Raw genomic sequence first — 19,754 nt, 5'->3', positions numbered from 1 at the left:
CCGGCATGCCGGCTCCTCTGCTATCAGTAACCGCGCTCGAAATCCACGGTTCCACGCAATGCTTGCTTGGCCTGATACGCCCGCACATTTTGCACGAACAACTCCACCATCAATGCTGGTGACGTCGGTGCCGAACTGTGCCCGGTCAGCAACAGGCCCCACGCGGTCCAGAACGGATGACGTTGCGGCAGCGGTTCCTGGCGGCACACGTCAATCACCGCACCGGCCAGGTGCCCTTCTTTCAGGGCCTCGACCAAGTCCGCATCCACCACCGCCACTCCGCGCCCGACGTTGATAAACAACCCGGTCGGCTTGAATTGCTTGAACAGCGCAGCGTCGTACAGGTCATGGGTGCTCGGCGTGTTGGGCAGCAGGTTGATCACGTAGTCGACCTCGCCCACCAGACGGCCCAGGGCGTCAAGCCCGGCCACTTCGACAAACGGCGCCTGCTCTCGAGCGGTGCTGGCGATGCCGTACAGCTTCACGCCGAACGGCACCAGGAACTCGGCAACGCTCTGGCCGATATCGCCGGTGCCGACGATCAGCACCTTGCGCCCCGCCAGGCTCTGGCCCATGCGATTGTCCCATTTGCGCTCGACCTGGCTGACCAGACGTGCCAATACCTCACGTTCGTGGCCGAGCATATAGGTGAGGACAAATTCGGCCATGACCTGGCCATAAATGCCCACCGCACGGGTCAGGCGATAGTCTCGGGGCAAGCCTTCAGCCAGCAACGGGGTAATGCCGGCCCAGGTCGATTGCAGCCATTGCGGGTGATGGCCTTGGCGCAGCAGCGTCGCCAGCAGGTCCGGCTGGCCCAGCCAGACCGGGCAATCGGCGGCCAGGCGCGACAGTTCTGCCGAGTCGCCGCTGGTCAGCACTTCAAGGTCCGGTGCCGCTTCGCCCAGCAATTGGGCGTAGAGCGGGTGATCCTGTTCAGCAATCAGAACACGCATGCATAAAACCTTTCAAAAACAGTACGGACGGCTGCCCGCATCCTTACGGCCACCGCCCACTTATACGATTCCATTGAAGCAAGTGCCCAGGATAGAGCACCGGTCGATCACATCGGGTCGTTGCGGCGCAGCAGTTCTTCGGGCAAGTGCTCGATGTACTCGTCCTCGGGCGGCGGCATTTGCAGGTGGTAACCCTGTTTGTCGAGGTTTTCCAGCACCTGCACGATGTCTTCCTGTTGCAGTTTGCGTTCAGGCGTCAGCACCAGGTTGAACGCGAGCAGCGGCTGGCCGAACACCGCGAGCAAACCTTCGGGCACACGTTTCAGCTCATCACTTTTGAGTACGTAAAGGTACATGCCGGCGCGTTTGGTGCTGCGGTAAATGGAGCAAATACGTTTCAAGGCTGTTCTCCGGCGGTAGCCAGGCTGTCGAGCAGCGCCTGGCCCATCAACTCGCGGCGCCAGCCACGCAGCGAGTCTGGCAATTTATAAGGCCCATCGGGGTAGCCACTTTTGACCAGGGCTTCGAGGGTTTTCTTGCGCAGCATCAGTTCCGGCGCCATCTCCAGGCGTTCGGCTTGCGCCTGGCCAAGGGCGCGCAGTTGCTTGATCAGCGCGGCGGCATCCACCGGCAACGGTTCGGCAACGGCAGGCGGCCATTGGTCCATCGGCACGCTGCCGGCACGCTTGATCAGGTCCAGCAGGAACTGGCCGTCCTGACGCACGGTGCGCGGGTGCATGTCTTCGATCTTGCCCAGGGCGGCGAGGTTATCCGGCTGGGATTTGGCCAGGGGCCATAACGAGTGTTCGCGAATGATGCGGTTGCGCGGCAGGTCACGGGCGCGGGCCTGCTGCTCGCGCCAGGCGCACAGTTCACGCAGTACGGCGAGTTGGGCGCGGGACAGCTTCCAGGCCAGCTTGGCGTCGCGGTACACCTCGTAGGGGTCGACTTCGCGGCGCAGGTTGGCGACCAACTCCGCGCCGTCCTCCAGCACCCAGGCGTACTTGTCGTCCGACAGCTGCGGACGCAGGCGGGTGTAAACCTCGGCCAGGTGCACCGCGTCTTCGGCGGCGTAGCTGACTTGCGTCTCGGACAAGGGCCGCTGCAGCCAGTCCGAACGGGTCTCGCCCTTGGGCAGCTCGATATCCAGCACGGCTTGCACCAGGCGCGAATAGCCCATGGAGAAACCGAGGTTCAGGTAAGCGGCGGCCAACTGGGTGTCGAACAGCGGGACTGGCAGGCTGCCGGTCAAGCGCAGCAACACTTCCAGGTCTTCGCTGCAGGCATGCACCACCTTGATCACTGCCGGGTTTTCCAGCAAGGCGGCCAAGGGTTGCCAGTTGTCGATGGTCAGGGGATCGATCAGGTAAGCGCGCACGCCATCACCAATCTGGATCAGCCCGGCAATGGGATAAAAGGTGTCGACCCGCATGAATTCGGTGTCGAGGGCGACGAATGGCAACTGCTGCCATTCGGCGCAATGCTGGCCGAGGCTATCGTTGTCGCAGATCCAGTGAATATCGATGGCCACACGGCTCTCCCTTGAAGAATGGCGCGCAGTATATATCGCGAAAGGGGCTAGCGAGCATCCGCAGTGCACAGGCAACCATGAAAACTCAGACAGGAGTTGAAGAATAGTCCGACAGGCGGGACTTATCCTCTCTTACGCAGCACGTAGACCCGCCACAGGCTTGAGCCGGGCATGAATTCTTGATGATGCAGGACCTTGAAGCCCGCCTGGCGGAACTCATCATCGACGCAGGTACGGGAGTTGACCGAGACAATCACCGTGTCGCGGCTGACCCGGTGGAACTCGCGCAGTAGGGCCAAGCGCCCTTCACTGCTGGGCACATGGCGAAACAATTCCAGGCAGAAAATGCAATCCACCGCATTCGCCGACAAGCTGATGGAGAACGCCGAGCCCTGGAAGGTCTTGACGCGTTTGAGCAAGGACGCCGGGTGATGGGTGCGGGCATGGTCGAGCATGTCCTGGGAGTTGTCCGACGCCAGGATCACCCGGTTGACGTGTTCGGCCAGCACAGGCCAGAAACGCCCCGAGCCACAGGCCAGGTCCAACACCAACCCAGGTTCACCGGCGACTTTCAGCGCCTGGCGCACCATCCGCTCGTCGCGCCACGACGCCAGTCGCTGCCGCAGCCCTGGCGGCCGTGTATCGCCGCAGACCCTGGCGTGCTCACGGTCACAGCGCTCGGCGTATTCAATCTCGATGGAGGATGGTGGTTGTGGCGACATCGCGGGCTCATGTGGGTGGAACGGCAGTGAACGACCTTGATTCGCAGCTTAACCAGTGCAATGTCAAAAAAAGGTCGAAACGTTCACCACCGAAGCCTGTTCACGCCTGATGCAGATACCAGCGCCAATCCTGCTCGCCCACTTCGCCCATGAACTGGCGATATTCGGCGCGCTTGACCGCCAGGTACACGTCGAGGAACTCACTGCCGAACGCGTCCCGCGCCCAGCTCGAACCTTCCAGGGCACGTAGCGTGGTCAACCAGTCGGTAGGCAGCAACTCCTTGGCCTGGGCGTAGCCATTGCCTTCTACCGGGGCGCCGGGGTCACGCTGCTCACGGATGCCGCGATGGATGCCGGCCAGAATCGCGGCGGCGGCCAGGTAGGGGTTGGCGTCGGCACCGCAGATTCGATGCTCGATATGTCGAGAACTCGCTGGCCCGCCCGGCACGCGCAGGCTGACGGTGCGGTTGTCCACGCCCCAAGTGGCGGCCAGAGGCGCGTAGCTGTTGGTCTGAAAGCGGCGGTAGGAATTGGCATTGGGGCAGAACATCAGCAAGGAATCGAGCAAGGTGCTGAGCATGCCGCCCACCGCCTGGCGCAACAGCGGCGTGCCGTCGGTGGCTTCGCTGGCGAACAGGTTATTGCCCTCGGCATCCGCCAGGCTCACGTGCATGTGCATGCCAGTGCCGGCCAGGTCGTCGAACGGCTTGGCCATGAAGCAAGCCGTCATCCCGTGCTTATGCGCCACACCTTTGACCAAGCGTTTGTAACGCACCGCTTCGTCCATCGCTTGCAGGGCGTCGGCGCGATGCTCCAAGGTGATTTCCACCTGGCCTGGGGCGTATTCGGAGATTGCCGTGCGCGCCGGGATGCCTTGCAGTTTGCAGGCGCTGTAAAGGTCAGCAAGGAAGGGTTCGATCTGCTCCAGCTCGCGCAGGCCGTAGATCTGAGTCGAGCGCGGGCGCCCGCCGTCCACATCCCGCGCCGGTTGCGGGCGGCCGTTGCTGTCGGGTTTCTGGTCGAGCAGGTAGAACTCCAGTTCCGCCGCCATCACTGGGTAATAACCGTCGGCCTTGAGTCCATCGATCACCTTGGCCAGCAAATGCCGGGGATCGGCGACGGTCGCGGGCAGGCCTTCGGTGGGGTGCATGCTGACTTGCACGGCTGCCGTCGGAATCAGGCGCCACGGCATGCGCTGCAAACTGCCGCTGATCGGATAGGCGCGGCAATCAATATCACCCACCTCCCACACCAGCCCGGAGTTTTCCACGTCGTCGCCATTGATGGTCAGGCCAAGAATGGTACTGGGCAACGGCCGGCCGCTTTCATACACCGCCAGCAACTCATCGCGGTGCAGCAACTTGCCGCGTGGCACGCCGTTGTTGTCGAGGATAAACAGCTCGAACATCTCGATGTCCGGGTTTTGTTCGAGGAAGGACTGGGCTTCGTGCAGGCAGGCAAAGACACTCATGGGCATTCTCATACGTGTGGGTCAGGCAGGCGCGCAGGTGCACGCCATCCAGGGGATGGATCAACGTAGGAATGCGCTATCTGGTGGGCGTGCGTGTCGGCAGTGAAACAGTGCCCAGAACGCGAGATCGGACGGCAGTATCGCGGGGTGGGTGTCGGAGGAGCCGTCCATGCGGGGATCACAGTGCTAGAGGTAACCGCCAGCGTCACACGCCTGCACAGGTGATTAAATTCAGGGTTGACGGAGTTTGGTTGCGACTTGGCTAAACATTCGCCGCGCCTTGCTACCTGGCCCGGTGCTGGAAATAATGAGCGCCCACGCCCATGCCCCAAGGACTCGACCGCATGAAAGCTCCTTTCGCCCTCTGTGTACTGGCAAGTCTGGCCACCAGCGCCCTGGCCGACACCGCGCCTTCGCGCCTCGACCAAGTGCTCCAGCGCGGCACGCTGACCGTATGCACCACCGGCGACTACAAGCCCTACACCTCGCTGCGCGCCGACGGCAGCTATGAAGGCATCGACATCGCCATGGCCGAGTCCCTGGCCAAGAGCCTCAACGCAAAGATCCAATGGGTGCCCACCACCTGGAAAACCCTGATGCCGGACTTCCTGGCCCAGCGCTGTGACATTGCCGTGGGCGGGATTTCGGTGTCGCTGGAGCGCCAGAAAAAAGCCTTCTTCAGCCAATCCCTGGGCGTCGACGGCAAAATCCCGTTGGTGCGCTGTGCCGATGTGCAGCGCTACCAGACCGTTGAACAGATCAACCAGCCCCAGGTACGCGTCATCGAACCGGCCGGCGGCACCAACGAAGTATTCGCCCGCGCCCACTTGGGCCAGGCGCAGATCCGCCTGCACGACAACGTGACCATCTTCGATGAACTGCTGGCGGGCAAGGCCGATGTGATGATCACCGACGCCAGCGAAGCGCGTTACCAGCAGAAGCTCAAGCCGGGGCTGTGTGCGGTGAACCCCGAGCGGCAGATGCAGTACAGCGAAAAAGCCTTCCTGTTACCCCGTGATGATGTGGCCTGGAAAAGCTACGTCGATCAATGGCTGCACCTGAGCCAGGCCACGGGAGCCTATGACGCTATCGTCAGCCAGTGGCTGGCCGCGCCTTGATCAACGACACGAAGGCGCGACACGCTGCACTGCGATAGGCGCCCTTGCGGCTCAGCAGTGCCGCGGTGCGTTGCGGCAATGCAGGGCTGATTGCCACTGCGTTCAAACCTGGCTGGGCCTCGGCGATTGCACTGGGCAGGATGGTCGCCAGTGCCGTGGTGCGCACGATTTCAATGATTGCACTGATGGAGTTGGCCTCCATAGCAATCAAAGGGCTTATGCCCTGGGCACGGCAGTAATCGTCGATGTAGCGGCGGGTCGCAAAGCCGGTGTTCAACAACACTAGGGGTTGCGCCAGCCACTGCCGACTGTCCACCCCCGGATGATTGGCGCCGACCACCACACTCAGCGCTTCAACAAACAGCCCTTCGCACTCGATATCCGGCAGATGCTCGCCGGTAAAACCTATGCCGATGTCCAGCGCGTCTTCCGCCAAGGCGGCTTCCATGCGGTCCTGGGTCAGCTCCTCGATGCTCACCGTAATCCCCGGATACCGCTGGTTGAACTGCGCCAGCAACGGCCCGATCAGGTAGGCGGTAAAAGTCGGTGTCATGGCCAGGCGCAGGTTGCCCCGGCTCAAGTCCTGCACGTCATGCATGGCGCGGGTGCCAGCCTGCAAGTCCTGCAAGGCCAGCCGTGCAAAGCGCACATAGGCCTCGCCGGCGTCGGTCAGGCTGACGCTGCGCCCGGAGCGGTCCAGCAGCGGTGCACCCAAGGTGTCCTCCAACTGCTTGATCTGCTGCGACAAGGTCGGCTGCGACACATGCAGCGCCTCGGCGGCGCGGGTGAAATTGCGGTGTTCAGCCACCGCCAGCAGGTAACGGATATGGCGCAGCAGCATCGAAGCCCCCAACTATAGGCATGACCAATGGAAACTATAATAAGCCGGTCTTGGACGCTATAGCTGAAAACTTCCATCCTTGCCCCATCAGCGACGCAAGGAGAACCTCCCATGCAACATCTCATCGACGGCTTCCGCAAATTCCAGGCCGAAGCCTTCGCCCAACGCAGCGACCTGTTCAAACACCTGGCGACCACGCAAACCCCGGGCACACTGTTTGTGTCCTGTTCCGACAGCCGTGTAGTCCCCGAGCTACTGACCCAGCAAGAACCGGGAGACCTGTTCGTAATCCGCAACGCCGGCAACATCGTGCCGTCCTACGGCCCGGAGCCGGGCGGTGTATCGGCCACCGTCGAATATGCGGTGGCGGTGCTGGGGGTCAGTGACATTGTGATCTGCGGCCATTCCGACTGCGGGGCGATGACTGCCATCTCCACCTGCAAATGCCTGGACCACCTGCCCGCCGTGGCCAATTGGTTGCGCCATGCAGAGTCGGCCAAGGTGATTAACGCCGCACGCCAGCACACATCCGATGCCGCCCGCTTGAGCGACTTGGTGCGCGAAAACGTGATCGCCCAGTTGGCCAATCTCAAGACCCACCCCTGCGTCGCCCTGGCCCTGGAACAAGGCCGACTGACGTTGCACGGCTGGGTGTACGACATCGAAACCGGCGCCATCGACGCCCTGGACAGCCGCAGCGGGCGTTTCGTGTCGCTGCTCAATCAGATCCACGCTGCCTGACCCCATTTCAACCAAGAGGACAACACCATGTTGCAATCCAACTTCTCACAAACCCCACGCCTGGCCCTGGCCGACACCGTAATCGACCTCAAGGCACGCAAGAACCTGTCCTGGCAAGACCTCACCGACGGCACCGGGCTCAGCTTGGCGTTCGTCACCGCCGCCCTGCTCGGCCAGCATCCGCTGCCCAAGGACGCTGCGGACGTGGTCTGCGACAAGCTCGGCCTGGACCAGGACGCCAGCCGCCTGCTGCAAAGCGTGCCCCTGCGCGGCAGCTTCCCCGGCGGCGTGCCGACCGACCCGACGATGTACCGCTTCTACGAAATGCTTCAAGTCTATGGCACCACCCTCAAGGCGCTGGTCCATGAGCAGTTCGGCGACGGCATCATCAGTGCAATCAACTTCAAGCTGGACATCAAGAAGGTCGAGGACCCGGACGGCGGCTCCCGCGCGGTGATCACCCTGGACGGCAAGTACCTGCCGACCAAACCCTTCTGAGTCGCCCGTGACCGTCTACGCTCTTGTCACATCAACAAGAACGAGGGACGGGTAATGAAGGTAGTGTTCCAACTCACCTGGCTGCTGCTGTTGTGTTTCAGCCAGGTGCACGCTGAAACGACTCAGGATGAAGACGCCAAGGCGGCCAAGGCGCTGCTGGAAAAAGCCTTGGTCTACTACCAGAGCAACGGCGACAAGGCGTTTGCCGCCTTCAGTCGACAGGGCGAATTCGTCGACCACGATCGCTATGTGTTTGTGGTCGACACGAAGGGCGTGCTGCTGGCCAGCGGTGGTCCATCCTCCGCCTTGATCGGCCGTGACGTGTCCGAAGTCCTCGGGCCGGATTTGCGCCAGTCCTTCAAAGATGCGCTCAAGGTGCCGGAAAGCCAGGGCATCCAGCAGGCCGACTATCGCTGGCAGAACTGGAACGATGGCAAGGTCGAACACAAGCACGTGTTTTATCAGCGTGTGGGCGAACGCATCCTCGCGGTGGGTTATTACCTGCCACGGGCCACGCCGGAACAGGCCCGGGCCCTGCGCAACAAGGCGGCAACCGCCTTGCTCAAGGATGAAACCGGCACACTCAAGGCCATCAACTCATTGCAGGGTGGTTTCCTGCAGGATGACCTTTATGTGTTCGTGGTGGACCTCGATACCCAGCGCTATGTAGCCCACGGCACCAACCTGCGCCTGGTCAACACCGATTTCAGCAAGATCAAGGACCCGGACGGCAAGCCGGTGGGTGAGCCGATCCTCAAGTTGATGGCCGAGCAGGACCAGGGCGAATACAAATACCGCTGGAAAAACCCGGTGACCGACAAGATCGAGAACAAGCATGCGTATGTGCGCAAGGCTGGGCATTTCATGGTGGCGGTGGGTTATTACAGCCCCTGATCAAAATTGAAATGCATTCCCCCTGTAGGAGCTGGCTTGCCGGCGATGGCGTTGTATCAGTAACCCATATCTTGACTGACCCACCGTCATCGCTGGCAAGCCAGCGCCTACAGGGTTAGCGTGCTTTGTCTTCACGGCCACGCAGCACCCGATTGGGCATCGCAATCGCCGCCGCCAGCCCCAGCAGTGACACCGCCGCACTGACCATCAACAAATGCCGGAACGTCACCGCCAACTCCCCGCGCAGGGCATCCTGCGCCGGGCCAGGGGCGGCGTTGAGGCCGTCGAGCAGCACGTTGCCGGAACTGCCTTCGGCCACCAGCGCGCCGCTGGCCAGGTGGGCGAAGCTGGAGTCCTGCAACAGCGCCAGCAACAGTGCCGACATGCACGCCACCCCCACCGCCCCGCCCAGGGAACGGAACAGGTTGGTGGTGCTGGTGGCGACGCCGATATCGCGCTGCTCCACCGAGTTTTGCGTGCCCACCAGGGACGTCGGGAATTGCATGCCGGCCGCAATGCCGCACAGCAGCATGAACAAGGCCGTCAGCCCCACCGCCTGCGGCGCGCTCAGGGCCATGCCGAGAATGGCGAAGGGGCTCAATAGCGCGCCGCTGAGGATCATCGGCTTATAGCGCCCGGTCACCGAGGTCATGCGCCCGGCAAAATAAGCCCCCATCGGCAAGCCCATGGCCAATGGCAGCAAGTGCAGCGCCGCGCTGTCCGCGCCGGAACCGGTCACCGTCTGATAACGCAGCGGCATCAGCACCGTCAGGGAAATCGCCTGGAAGCTGGTGAAAAAGATCGTGCACCAGCACAACACCGCACTGCGGTTGGCAAACAAATGCATCGGCAACAACGGCTCCCGCGCCCGGCGCTCGTGCCAGACAAACACCGTCAACGCCACCAACGCACAGGCAAGCAGCCCCAGCACCTGATCATCGCGCCAATGATGACCCTGGCCAATTTCGGTGATGCCCAGCAACAAGGCCGTCAGGCCGATGATCATCAGCACAGTGCCGAGGTAATCGATGATCGGCTTGCGCTGCGGCACCGGCAAACCCACTAGCGTGCGATGAGCCACATACCAGGCGCCGGCGCCCAGGGGCAGGTTGATCAGGAACACCCAGCGCCACGACAGGTACTCGGTCATGTAGCCGCCCAGTACCGGCCCGGCCACGCTGGCCACCGCGTACATGCTGCTGAAATAGCCCTGGTAGCGGCCACGTTCACGGGGCGGGATGATGTCGCCGATGATCGCCTGGCTCACCGAAATCATGCCGCCAGCGCCGATACCCTGGAGGATCCGCGCCAGCACCAGTTGCTCCATGCTTTGCGCCATGCCGCAGAACAGCGAGGCCAGGGTGAACAGGCCCATGCCGATCAGCATCATCGGCCGCCGCCCGTACAGGTCACCGAGCTTGCCGTAGATCGGCACCGCCACGGTCATCGCCACCATGTAGCCGGAGATGACCCAGGCCAGCAGGTTGACGTCATGGAACTGGGCGGAGATCGCAGGCATGGACACGGCGACAATGGTCTGGTCCAACGCCCCCAGGAAGATCGCCATCATCAGTGAGGCGAGAATGCTGCGCACAGCGGGCAGTGGCGGAACAGGCTGATTGAGGTGCGTCACGGCAGGACCTTCGAGCAGGGCCCGCGGGAAAAGGCGGCCCACGGGAATGCTCAATACGATAGCAGGCTATTCGATAGCTTCGTATGGAAGTCCGACGTAATTTTCTGCGATGGTCTTGCGCCCCGCCTCGGAGTGGATGAAGTACTCAAGCTCACTCTCGGCGATGCGCTGGCTGAAACCGTCGGCCTCGGGAAACTGATGCAACATCGAGGTCATCCACCAGGAAAACCGCTCGGCCTTCCACACCCGCCGCAGGCAGATGGCGGAATAGCGCTCCAGCAGATCCACCCGCCCTTCGCCGTAAACCTTGAGCAAGATCCGGTACAGGGTGCTCACATCACTGGCCGCCAGGTTCAAGCCCTTGGCGCCGGTGGGCGGCACGATATGCGCCGCATCGCCGAGCAGGAACAGGCGCCCGTACTGCATGGGCTCCACCACAAAACTGCGCAGCGGTGCGATGCTTTTTTCAATCGACGGGCCGGTCACCAACTGATCGGCGAGGTGGCTGGGCAGGCGGGTTTTCAGTTCGTCCCAGAAGCGTGCATCGGACCATTCGTCAATCGGTTCCTCCACCGGCACCTGCAGGTAGTAACGGCTGCGCGTCGGCGAACGCATGCTGCACAGCGCAAAGCCGCGCGCGTGCTTGGCGTACACCAATTCAGCGTGTACCGGCGGCGTATCGGCGAGGATGCCCAGCCAACCAAAGGGGTAGACCCGCTCGAAGACCTTGAGCGATTCAGCCGGAATCGATTGGCGTGCAATACCGTGATAACCGTCGCAACCGGCGATGTAATCGCACTCCAGGCGAAAGGATTCGCCCTGATGTTCAAAGGTCAGCCAGGGTCGATCACTTTTGAGATCGTGAGGCTGCACATTGCGCGCTTCATACAGGGTGGTGGCACCGGCGGCGGCACGGGCGGCCATCAGGTCGCGGGTGACTTCGGTCTGTCCGTAGATCATCACCGATTGACCGCCTGTCAGGCCCCTGAGGTCGATATGGGTGAGTTGACCGTTCAGCGCCAACTCGAAACCATCATGCACCAGGCCTTCGCTGTCCATTCGCTGACTGACACCCGCCTGCCTCAGCAGGTCGACCATGCCTTGTTCCAGCACCCCGGCACGGATGCGGCCCTGCACGTAATCGGCGCTCTGACGCTCTAGGATAAGGGTCTCGATCCCTGCCTGATGCAGCAGTTGACCAAGCAGCAGTCCAGAAGGACCGGCGCCGATAATAGCGACTTGGGTTTTCAGCGTTTTCATTATTTTTATGGTCCGCAATTTCCACTCGAACGGATCGGGTGAAAGAGTTGTCATTGATCTTGTTGCTGACATTTTTCACTTGAGTGAGCGGCATAAGAAGGTGAAAACTGAGCCAAAGCCTGCGCTTTTTGCCAATCGGGGCGATTACCGCACCACTCTTTCGAGTATCGGGTTGAAACCATGACCAAAACCGCAATTCCGGTCTTCAAGCTTTACGGGGAACACCAGCAATGGCCCACCCCCGATTTGTTGCACTGCGAAACCATTTCCCGGCGCAGTCGGGAATACCAGTGGGAAATCCAACCCCACCGGCACGCGGATCTGTGCCAGTTGCTGTACGTGCACAAAGGTCAGGCACAGTTGGAGATCGAAGGCCAGCGCACCACGCTGAACGAAGCGACCCTGCAAGTACTGCCACCCTTGTGCGTGCATGGGTTCCGCTTTCCCGAGGACGTTGAAGGTTACGTGGTGACGTTATCGGCGCCGTTGGTCAGCCACCTGCAAACCCAACTGGGTACAACGGTGGACGGTTTGCAGACACTCGGCAGTTACCCGGCGGGCAAAGACAGTGATTACCTGAACAGCCAGTTCGCGCGCTTGCAGGAAGAATACGCCGACGAACAACCGGCACGGGACATGATGCTGCACGCGTTGGTCAGCGTGTTGCTGGTGTGGATCAGCCGCCAGGCCATCCAGCGCCGTCACCCTCGCGCGCCACGGGGGCGTGAATACTTTCGGCGCTTTACCCAGTTGGTCGAGCAGCATTACCGCGAACACCCGAAGATCGAGGATCTTGCCCACAAGCTGGGTATCTCGGTCTCACACCTGAACGGGACGTGTCGGGAGTTGGGTGGGCAACCTGCGCTACAGATCATGCATGACCGCCAATTGCTGGAAGCCAAGCGCCTGCTGACTTACACCAGCATGACCATCAATGAGATGTCGGAGGTGTTGGGTTTTTCCGACCCTACCAACTTCTCTCGACTGTTTCGCCGACGGGTCGGGTTCTCACCCAAGGCGTTTCGCGAGCAGTTGAAGGCCGAACAACCGGCTACCTGAGCGCGCTGAAACTACCGGTGTGGGGAACACATTGATCCTGATGGCAGCTGATCGCAAAGGTCGGCTGCATACGGGTTTGCTCCACGCGGTAGGCGGCAGTCCCGTAGAGTGCGCTGGCAATGGCGCACAGGCTGAAAATCATCAGGTACTTTCTGGTTTTAATGCTCATGGCACAGACCTCTGCGGATCTACAGGGTGCTGTCTAAAGCATAGGTCAACCCGGCCAAGTTGCCATTATCGGACGACATTCAACAGGTTGATCCCGGCCTAGAGACCGACATCCCACGACGGCTCTTCCGGGAACCGCAGCACCAGGAAATCCAACAGACTGCGCAATGCCGACGGCATGTGCTTGCGCGAGGCGTACACCGCGTAGATGTTCATCTGCCGCGGCTCGGCGTCGGGCAGCAGGCGCACCAGTTCGCCGCGCCGGATGTAATCGCCGGCCTGGTAAGTGGGCAACATCGACACCCCTGCACCGGCCAACGTTACGCGTAACAACGTGCTGGCCTCGTTGGAGGTGATATTGCCGTTGATCGGCACCGAGACAGGCTCCCCACGCTCCTCGAAATGCCACAGGCTTTTGCCGAAATAGGAATGGGTGAGGCAATTGTGCCCGGCCAGATCCTCGACTGTCCGAGGGGACGGATGCTCCAAAAGATAAGCCGGCGAAGCACACACCACCGAGCGGCACACCGTCAGGCGTCTGGCAATGAGATTGGGGTCCAGGTCGCTGCTGGTGCGGATAGCCAGGTCGATGCGCTCATCCACCAGGTTCACCGTGCGATCAAGCATCTGCAGGTCGACCGTCACCAGCGGGTAGCGCTTGACGTACTCGGCAATGGCCTGGGCCAGTTGCGCTTGGCCGAACGAGGTGCTGACGCTCAGGCGCAGCAAACCACGAGGCGCGTCATCGGGCTCGCTGACGGCGGCTTGCATGTCGCCACACAATTCCAGCAATTGCCGACAGCGTGGCAGGGTTTCACTGCCCGCCGCCGTCAGGCTGAGCTTGCGCGTGGTGCGGTGCAGCAAACGCGCCCCCACCCAGTCTTCCAGCTCCGCCAGGTAACGCGACACCACCGGGCGCGACAGGTCCAGATGATCGGCGGCAGCGGACTGGCTGCCCAGGTCCACCACCGTGACAAACACGCGCATTGCTTGAAGACGATCCATGATCTGTCCACTTTCAGAAACAAACTATGTCCCAGCATCGCATTTTTAGTCTGGTTTTGTGCAACTAAGCTCTGTGCATCCTTTACCGATGCTGGAGCTGCCCGATGTTCTCAACCTTCAAGCGCTTGACCCTGGCCACCGCCGCCCTGGCCTTCGCCGCCCATGCGGCCGCGGCCGACCTCAAGCTGGATGTCTACAACCCAGGCGAAGCCGCGATCTTCCCGGTCAGCTCGGTGCTGGTCAGCGGCGCCAAGGACGCGATCCTGGTCGACGCCCAATTCGGCAAAGGCCAGGCCGAACAATTGGTGCAGAAGATCCGTGCCAGCGGCAAACACCTGACCACCATCTACATCAGCCATGGCGACCCGGACTATTACTTCGGCCTCGACACCCTCACCACCGCCTTCCCCGACGCCAAGGTGCTGGCGCCACAACCGGTGGTCGACCACATCAAGGCCACCGTCGCCAGCAAGCTTGAGTTCTGGGGCCCGAAAATGGGTGCTGACAAGCCGGCCAAAACTATCGTGCCGCAGGTCCTCGAAGGCCACAGCTTGAGCCTGGAAGGCCAGCAACTGGAGGTGATCGGCCTGGACGGCCCACAGCCGGATCGCAGCTTTGTGTGGATCCCGTCGATCAAGGCCGTGGTCGGTGGCGTAGTCGTCTCCGAAAACATCCATCTATGGATGGCCGATACCCAGAGCGCGCAGTCCCACAAGGATTGGCTCGCCACCCTGCAACGCATTGAACAACTGAAGCCGCGCACCGTGGTGCCTGGCCACTACCTGGGCACGCCATCCCTGAAATCCGTGGCCTTTACCGCCGACTACATCAAGGCCTTCGACGCCGAGACCGCCAAGGCCAAGGATTCCACCGCCCTGATCGCGGCCATGAAAAAGCGTTACCCCACCCTCGCCGACGAAAGCTCGCTGGAACTGAGCGCCAAAGTCGCCAAGGGCGAAATGAAGTGGTGAACCGTTTCAAACCCTAACGTACTGGAGAACGTCATGAGCAAGATTGCAATCATTGGTGCCACTGGCCGTGCCGGTAGCCAACTGCTGGAAGAAGCGCTGCGTCGTGGTCACACCGTCACCGCCATCGCACGCAATACCGACAAGCTGGCCGTGCGCCCTGGCGTCACCGTCAAACAAGTCGACGCCCTGGATGCCAACGCCCTGGAGCAGGCGGTGAGTGGTAGCGACGTGGTGATCAGCGCGGCGCACTTCGCCACCCTGCCCGCCAGCGCCGTGATCGGGCCAGTGAAGAAAGCCGGGGCGAAACGCCTGCTGGTGGTGGGCGGTGCCGGTTCACTGCTGCTGCCGGGTGGCGGTCGGGTGATCGACAGCGAAGGTTTCCCGGCTGAATACAAAGCCGAAGCCAGCGCAGGGGCTGCGTTTCTCGACACGCTGCGTCAGGAAAAAGAGCTGGATTGGACCTTCCTGTCGCCATCGGCCGAATTCGTCGAAACCGAGCGCACCGGCACATTCCGTGTGGGCCTGGATGATCTGCTGGTGAGCAGTGAAGGCCGCAGCTGGATCAGCTTTGCTGACTACGCCATCGCCTTGATCGACGAAGTGGAAACACCCAAGCACTCGCGCCAACGTTTCACCGTCGGCTACTGACACCGCGCGGTTAAAAACTGTGGGAGCGGCGGTTCGACGCTCCCACATTTGGATCCTTAGTGTCTTGGGGACTGTGCCTGACTCACCAACCAATCCATCAAGGCTTCCAGACCCGCCGAAGGCTCGGCCCCCGGTGGATACACCAAGTAATACCCCATCCCCGTCGGCACCCTTAACTCAAACGGCATCACCAACCGCCCCGCCTTCAAATCCTCGCCAATCAACGCACTGTCGCCAATCGCCACGCCGGAACCCTGGGACGCCACCGTCATCGCCAGATCCAGCGTTTCAAAATGATGCCCCTGGCTCAAATTGCCCAGTCGCGTCTGCGCCGCCTTGAGCCACAATGCCCAATCCCGCTCATCCCGCGTGGGGTGCAGCAAGACCTGTTGTTGCAAATCTTGCGGTGTGTGCAAGCCCGCAAGCAGTGCCGGTGCGCAGACCGGCGTGAGCTGTTCGTCGAACAGATGCCGCGCCGCGCTCGATTGCTCGGCGATGGGTGCATAGATCACCGCCGCGTCGAATTGCTCGCGGCGAAAGTCCACGGTGTAGGCCACGGTGGTGGTGAGTTCAACCGGCACGTCCGGGCGTTCTTTCTGCCACTGCATCAGGCGCGGCAGCAGCCAGCGCATCACACAGGTGGAGGCCTTGAGTTGCAGGGTCTGGCGGCGACTGCCGATCTGCTCCACCGCTTCGCCAAGCAGGCCAAACACCTGCTGTGCGCGCAGTGACCATTCGCGGCCTGCGTCGGTCAGGCTCAGACCGCGCGCCTGGCGTTGGAACAGCGCATAGCCCAAATGACTTTCCAGCCCGGCAATCTGCCGGCTCACCGCGCCTTGGGTGATGTGCAACTGCTCGGCAGCGCGGGTGAAGTTGCAGCACTGGGCCGTGACCCAGAACGTGTGCAGCGCGGGCAGTGGCGGGAGGCGTTTCATAGGGGGGCAAGCCATGACGTGAGGACATGGCTAGTATGACTTTTTATCGATTGTTGCCGCTACGGGCCAGCCGGTCCAATAACGCCTTACCTCAACAATAAGAGCGATCTGTATGGCGACCTGCGGCGAAGTATTGGTCAACCTCCTGGAAGGCTACGGCGTGGACCAGGTGTTTGGCATTCCCGGCGTACACACCGTGGAGCTGTACCGCGGCCTGGCCCGTTCCAGCATCCGTCACGTCACCCCGCGCCACGAACAGGGCGCCGGCTTCATGGCCGACGGTTATGCGCGCACCAGCGGCAAACCCGGCGTGTGCTTCATCATCACCGGCCCCGGCATGACCAATATCACCACCGCCATGGGCCAGGCTTATGCCGACTCGATCCCGATGCTGGTGATTTCCAGCGTGCAGTCGCGCAGCCAATTGGGCGGCGGACGCGGCAAGCTGCATGAGCTGCCGAACCAGGGCGCGATGATGGCCGGCGTGGCGGCGTTCTCCCACACCCTGATGTCGGCGGCGGAGCTGCCCGGCGTGTTGGCACGGGCGTTTGCGTTGTTCCAGGCCGGGCGGCCGCGACCGGTGCACATCGAAATCCCCTTGGATGTGCTGGTGGAAAATGCCGACGCACTGCGGGGCAGTGAACCGGTCAGCGTGGCCCGTGCCGGTGCCGCGCCTTCGGCGGTCAAGCAGATGAGCCAACTGCTCGCGGCGGCCAGGAAACCCTTGATCCTGGCCGGTGGCGGCGCCATCGACGCGGCCCCGGAACTGACCCGACTGGCCGAAGTGCTCGGCGCGCCGGTAGCCCTGACCATCAACGCCAAAGGCATGCTGCCCGGCCACCACCCGCTGCTGATCGGCTCGACCCAGACCCTGGTCGCCACCCGCGCACTGGTGGCCGAAGCGGACGTGGTGCTAGCCATCGGCACCGAACTGGCGGAAACCGACTACGACGTGACCTTCGCCGGTGGTTTCGAGATTCCCGGCGCGCTGCTGCGCATCGATATCGACCCCGACCAGACCGTGCGTAACTATCCACCGCAAGTGGCGCTGGTGGCCGATGCCCAAATCGCCGCAGAGGCCTTGCTGGCCGAGCTGAGCAGCAAACCCTTGCCACCGCGTAACAGCGCGTGGGGCGCTGAGCGCGTAGCGCGCCTGTGGGCGGAACTGACCCCGAGCTGGGACGCCGCCACCCGCGCGCAAACCCTGTTCCTCAATACCGTCCTCGAAGAATTGCCCAACGCCGTACTGGTGGGCGACTCCACCCAACCGGTGTACAGCGGCAACCTGACCCTGAACCTCGACCACCCGCGCCGCTGGTTCAACTCGTCCACCGGCTACGGCACCCTGGGCTACGCCCTGCCCGCCGCCATCGGCGCCTGGCTGGGGCGTGGCGATGGGCAGCCGGTGGTGTGCCTGATCGGCGACGGCGGCCTGCAATTCTCCCTGCCGGAACTGGCCAGCGCCGTGGAAGCGCGCACGCCGGTGATCGTGCTGCTGTGGAATAACCACGGCTATGAAGAGATCAAGAAATACATGGTCAACCGCGCCATCGAGCCGGTCGGCGTGGACATCTACACGCCGGACTTTATCGGCGTGGCCAAGGCACTCGGTTGCGCCGCCGACAGCATCCAAGGGGTTGAGTCGCTGCGCGTGGCACTACGCGCTGCGGCTGATCGCCAAGGGCCGACACTGATTGAAGTCGACCAAGGGCTATGGATGAAGGAGGTGGCGGTATGAGCGCGGTCTTGAACGGTGTGTATATCAATGGGGCATGGCATGCCGGACAGGCCTCGCTTGAGGTAATCAACCCCGCGACTGAGGCCGTCCTGGCCCACGTCAGCGTCGGTGATGCAAGCACGGTCACCCAGGCGGTCGACGCCGCCAGCGCCGCTTTCATCGACTGGTCGAAAAGCACCGGCCGCGACCGCGCCGCGCTGTTGCGCAAGATCGCCCAAGGTGTCAGCGAGCAGCGCGAACAGCTGATGCATCTGCAATCGAGCAACAACGGCAAACCGCTGTTTGAAGCCGCGATTGATGTGGACGATGTGATCGCCACCTTCGACTATTACGCCAGCGTGGCCGAAGCGATGGATGCCAGCCAGGATAGCCCGGTGGCATTGCCCAGCGCGGACTTCAGCGCACGCCTGCGCCGTGAGCCGTGCGGTGTGGTCGGGCTGATCGTGCCGTGGAATTTCCCGATGGTCACCACCGCGTGGAAACTCGCCCCGGCGCTGGCGGCCGGTTGCTGCGTGGTGCTCAAGCCATCGGAAGTGACGCCGTTGGCGGAGTTGCATCTGGCGCGGATTATCGCCGAGGCGGGCTTGCCGGCTGGGGTGTTCAACCTAGTGTGCGGCACGGGCCTGGAAGTGGGCGCGCCGCTGGCGGCGGATCGCCGCGTGGCGAAGATTTCCTTCACCGGCAGCAACGCCGTCGGCGTGCAGGTGATGCAGCGCGCTGCCGAAACCATCAAGGGCGTGAGCCTGGAACTGGGCGGCAAATCTTCCCTGCTGGTATTGGCCGATGCCGACCTGGACCTGGCAGTGGAGCTGGCCTGTGGTGGTGGATTTTTCAACGCTGGGCAGATGTGTTCCGCCACCAGTCGCGTGCTGGTAGCTGACAGCCTGGCGGATGAATTCCTGCAACGTGTGCAGGCACGGGCTGAAGGCATTCGCGTGGCTGACCCATTTGCCGATGACGTGGAAATGGGCGCGTTGATCAACCGCGTGCAATATCAGCGCGTGCTCGGGCATATCCAGCGCGGTGTTGAAGATGGCGCACGCTTGCTGTGCGGCGGCGATCGCCCGGCAGATTTGCCGCAGGGCTTTTTCATCCGCCCGACCGTGTTCACCGACGTACCGCTGGACAGCGCGTTGTGGAACGAAGAGATCTTCGGCCCGGTGCTCTGTGTACGACGCTTCACCTCCGAAGCCGAGGCCATCGCCCTGGCCAATGACAGCGATTTCGGCCTGGTGGCGAGTGTGGTCAGCGCCAGCCATGAAACCGCCGAGCGGGTGGCGAACGCCTTGCAAGCCGGACTGGTGTGGGTCAACGCGCCGCAGGTGATCTTCCCGCAGGCCGCGTGGGGTGGTTACAAGCAGAGCAGCATCGGTCGTGAGTTGGGGCCGTGGGGGTTGGCGGCGTTTCAGGAGATCAAGCATGTGATCAGCTCTAACTGACGGCGCAGGTCACATGTGGGAGGGGGCTTGCCCCCTCCCACATGTGACCTGCGCAATTTTTAGATAGCCCCTGCGACTTTCTGATTTGCCCCCCTCCTCCCGCCCATGGCCTGATTCGCCCCTGTT

General features: G+C 62.3%; 20 protein-coding genes. 9 read left to right on the top strand and 11 right to left on the bottom strand.

Annotated features, from left to right (window positions below):
* Positions 1–23: 23 nt before the first annotated feature.
* From RB216_RS07410 to RB216_RS07390, 5 genes are all read right to left on the bottom strand, one after another.
* Positions 24–956 carry a D-2-hydroxyacid dehydrogenase gene (locus RB216_RS07410; protein ID WP_068934905.1) on the bottom strand — a complete coding sequence of 311 codons (933 nt, stop codon included), beginning with the start codon at positions 954–956 and terminating at the stop codon, positions 24–26.
* 107 nt (positions 957–1,063) lie between these two features.
* On the bottom strand, positions 1,064–1,357 hold the full coding sequence (locus RB216_RS07405) for a YcgL domain-containing protein (protein WP_028619389.1): 294 nt from the start codon (positions 1,355–1,357) through the stop codon (positions 1,064–1,066).
* A complete protein-coding gene (gene rnd / locus RB216_RS07400) occupies positions 1,354–2,487 on the bottom strand; it encodes a ribonuclease D (RefSeq protein ID WP_028619388.1) in 1,134 nt (377 codons plus the stop codon). Before rnd ends, RB216_RS07405 begins: the two co-directional genes overlap by 4 nt.
* Positions 2,488–2,609: 122 nt before the next feature.
* On the bottom strand, positions 2,610–3,209 hold the full coding sequence (locus RB216_RS07395) for a class I SAM-dependent methyltransferase (RefSeq protein ID WP_028619387.1): 600 nt from the start codon (positions 3,207–3,209) through the stop codon (positions 2,610–2,612).
* 100 nt (positions 3,210–3,309) lie between these two features.
* Positions 3,310–4,680 carry a glutamine synthetase family protein gene (locus RB216_RS07390; RefSeq protein ID WP_308908475.1) on the bottom strand — a complete coding sequence of 457 codons (1,371 nt, stop codon included), beginning with the start codon at positions 4,678–4,680 and terminating at the stop codon, positions 3,310–3,312.
* 344 nt (positions 4,681–5,024) lie between these two features.
* Between RB216_RS07390 and RB216_RS07385 the strand changes: the two genes are divergently transcribed.
* Entirely contained in the window at positions 5,025–5,798 is a 774-nt protein-coding gene (locus tag RB216_RS07385) for a transporter substrate-binding domain-containing protein (protein ID WP_016975222.1), read from the top strand.
* Here the strand turns inward: RB216_RS07385 and cynR are convergent.
* The gene (cynR, locus tag RB216_RS07380) at positions 5,773–6,639 is read right to left on the bottom strand and encodes a transcriptional regulator CynR (protein WP_308908474.1); all 867 of its coding nucleotides are present in this window, start codon (positions 6,637–6,639) and stop codon (positions 5,773–5,775) included. The two genes, RB216_RS07385 and cynR, sit on opposite strands and share 26 nt — an antisense overlap.
* Before the next feature lie 111 nt (positions 6,640–6,750).
* On the opposite strand from cynR, the gene RB216_RS07375 reads away from it, so the two are divergent.
* The 3 genes from RB216_RS07375 to RB216_RS07365 are packed head-to-tail and all read left to right on the top strand — an operon-like array spanning position 6,751 to position 8,772.
* Complete coding sequence (locus tag RB216_RS07375) at positions 6,751–7,380, top strand: carbonic anhydrase (protein ID WP_028619383.1); 630 nt, start codon at positions 6,751–6,753, stop codon at positions 7,378–7,380.
* A gap of 27 nt (positions 7,381–7,407) precedes the next feature.
* Positions 7,408–7,878, top strand: coding sequence for a cyanase (cynS, locus tag RB216_RS07370; protein WP_028619382.1), 471 nt, complete (start codon positions 7,408–7,410; stop codon positions 7,876–7,878).
* Positions 7,879–7,932: 54 nt separating this feature from the next.
* Positions 7,933–8,772, top strand: coding sequence for a cache domain-containing protein (locus RB216_RS07365; RefSeq protein ID WP_236318534.1), 840 nt, complete (start codon positions 7,933–7,935; stop codon positions 8,770–8,772).
* Between the two features lie 115 nt (positions 8,773–8,887).
* Here the strand turns inward: RB216_RS07365 and RB216_RS07360 are convergent, their stop codons facing one another.
* Positions 8,888–10,405, bottom strand: a complete 1,518-nt coding sequence (locus tag RB216_RS07360) for an MDR family MFS transporter (protein ID WP_050587938.1) — start codon at positions 10,403–10,405, stop codon at positions 8,888–8,890.
* Between the two features lie 66 nt (positions 10,406–10,471).
* Entirely contained in the window at positions 10,472–11,656 is a 1,185-nt protein-coding gene (gene pobA / locus RB216_RS07355) for a 4-hydroxybenzoate 3-monooxygenase (RefSeq protein ID WP_308908876.1), read from the bottom strand.
* A 189-nt stretch (positions 11,657–11,845) separates the two neighbouring features.
* Here pobA and RB216_RS07350 point away from each other — a divergent pair, with 189 nt between their 5' ends.
* Positions 11,846–12,724, top strand: coding sequence for a helix-turn-helix domain-containing protein (locus RB216_RS07350; RefSeq protein ID WP_028619378.1), 879 nt, complete (start codon positions 11,846–11,848; stop codon positions 12,722–12,724).
* Here the strand turns inward: RB216_RS07350 and RB216_RS07345 are convergent.
* Both RB216_RS07345 and RB216_RS07340 read right to left on the bottom strand, forming a co-directional pair.
* Positions 12,717–12,893 (bottom strand): hypothetical protein, encoded by a 177-nt coding sequence (locus tag RB216_RS07345; RefSeq protein WP_012722801.1) that lies wholly within the window; start codon positions 12,891–12,893, stop codon positions 12,717–12,719. The genes RB216_RS07350 and RB216_RS07345 overlap by 8 nt on opposite strands.
* A 98-nt stretch (positions 12,894–12,991) precedes the next feature.
* On the bottom strand, positions 12,992–13,897 hold the full coding sequence (locus RB216_RS07340) for a LysR family transcriptional regulator (protein ID WP_236318533.1): 906 nt from the start codon (positions 13,895–13,897) through the stop codon (positions 12,992–12,994).
* Positions 13,898–14,001: 104 nt separating this feature from the next.
* Here RB216_RS07340 and RB216_RS07335 point away from each other — a divergent pair, with 104 nt between their 5' ends.
* On the top strand, positions 14,002–14,868 hold the full coding sequence (locus RB216_RS07335) for an MBL fold metallo-hydrolase (RefSeq protein ID WP_308908473.1): 867 nt from the start codon (positions 14,002–14,004) through the stop codon (positions 14,866–14,868).
* 33 nt (positions 14,869–14,901) lie between these two features.
* Complete coding sequence (locus tag RB216_RS07330) at positions 14,902–15,516, top strand: NAD(P)-dependent oxidoreductase (protein WP_068934912.1); 615 nt, start codon at positions 14,902–14,904, stop codon at positions 15,514–15,516.
* A 56-nt stretch (positions 15,517–15,572) separates the two neighbouring features.
* Here RB216_RS07330 and RB216_RS07325 read toward each other — a convergent pair whose 3' ends face one another.
* Positions 15,573–16,451, bottom strand: a complete 879-nt coding sequence (locus RB216_RS07325; RefSeq protein WP_028619374.1) for a LysR substrate-binding domain-containing protein — start codon at positions 16,449–16,451, stop codon at positions 15,573–15,575.
* Between the two features lie 112 nt (positions 16,452–16,563).
* On the opposite strand from RB216_RS07325, the gene RB216_RS07320 reads away from it, so the two are divergent.
* Together RB216_RS07320 and RB216_RS07315 are read left to right on the top strand one after the other, a co-directional pair.
* Entirely contained in the window at positions 16,564–18,189 is a 1,626-nt protein-coding gene (locus tag RB216_RS07320) for a 5-guanidino-2-oxopentanoate decarboxylase (protein WP_028619373.1), read from the top strand.
* Positions 18,186–19,628 (top strand): aldehyde dehydrogenase family protein, encoded by a 1,443-nt coding sequence (locus RB216_RS07315; protein WP_308908472.1) that lies wholly within the window; start codon positions 18,186–18,188, stop codon positions 19,626–19,628. The genes RB216_RS07320 and RB216_RS07315 overlap by 4 nt, the downstream gene beginning before the upstream one ends.
* Positions 19,629–19,754 lie beyond the last annotated feature (126 nt).

Source organism: Pseudomonas canadensis (assembly GCF_030980095.1).
In the GTDB taxonomy this organism is placed as follows: Bacteria; Pseudomonadota; Gammaproteobacteria; order Pseudomonadales; family Pseudomonadaceae; genus Aquipseudomonas; species Aquipseudomonas canadensis.
This window is presented reverse-complemented; position numbering and strand designations above follow the sequence as displayed.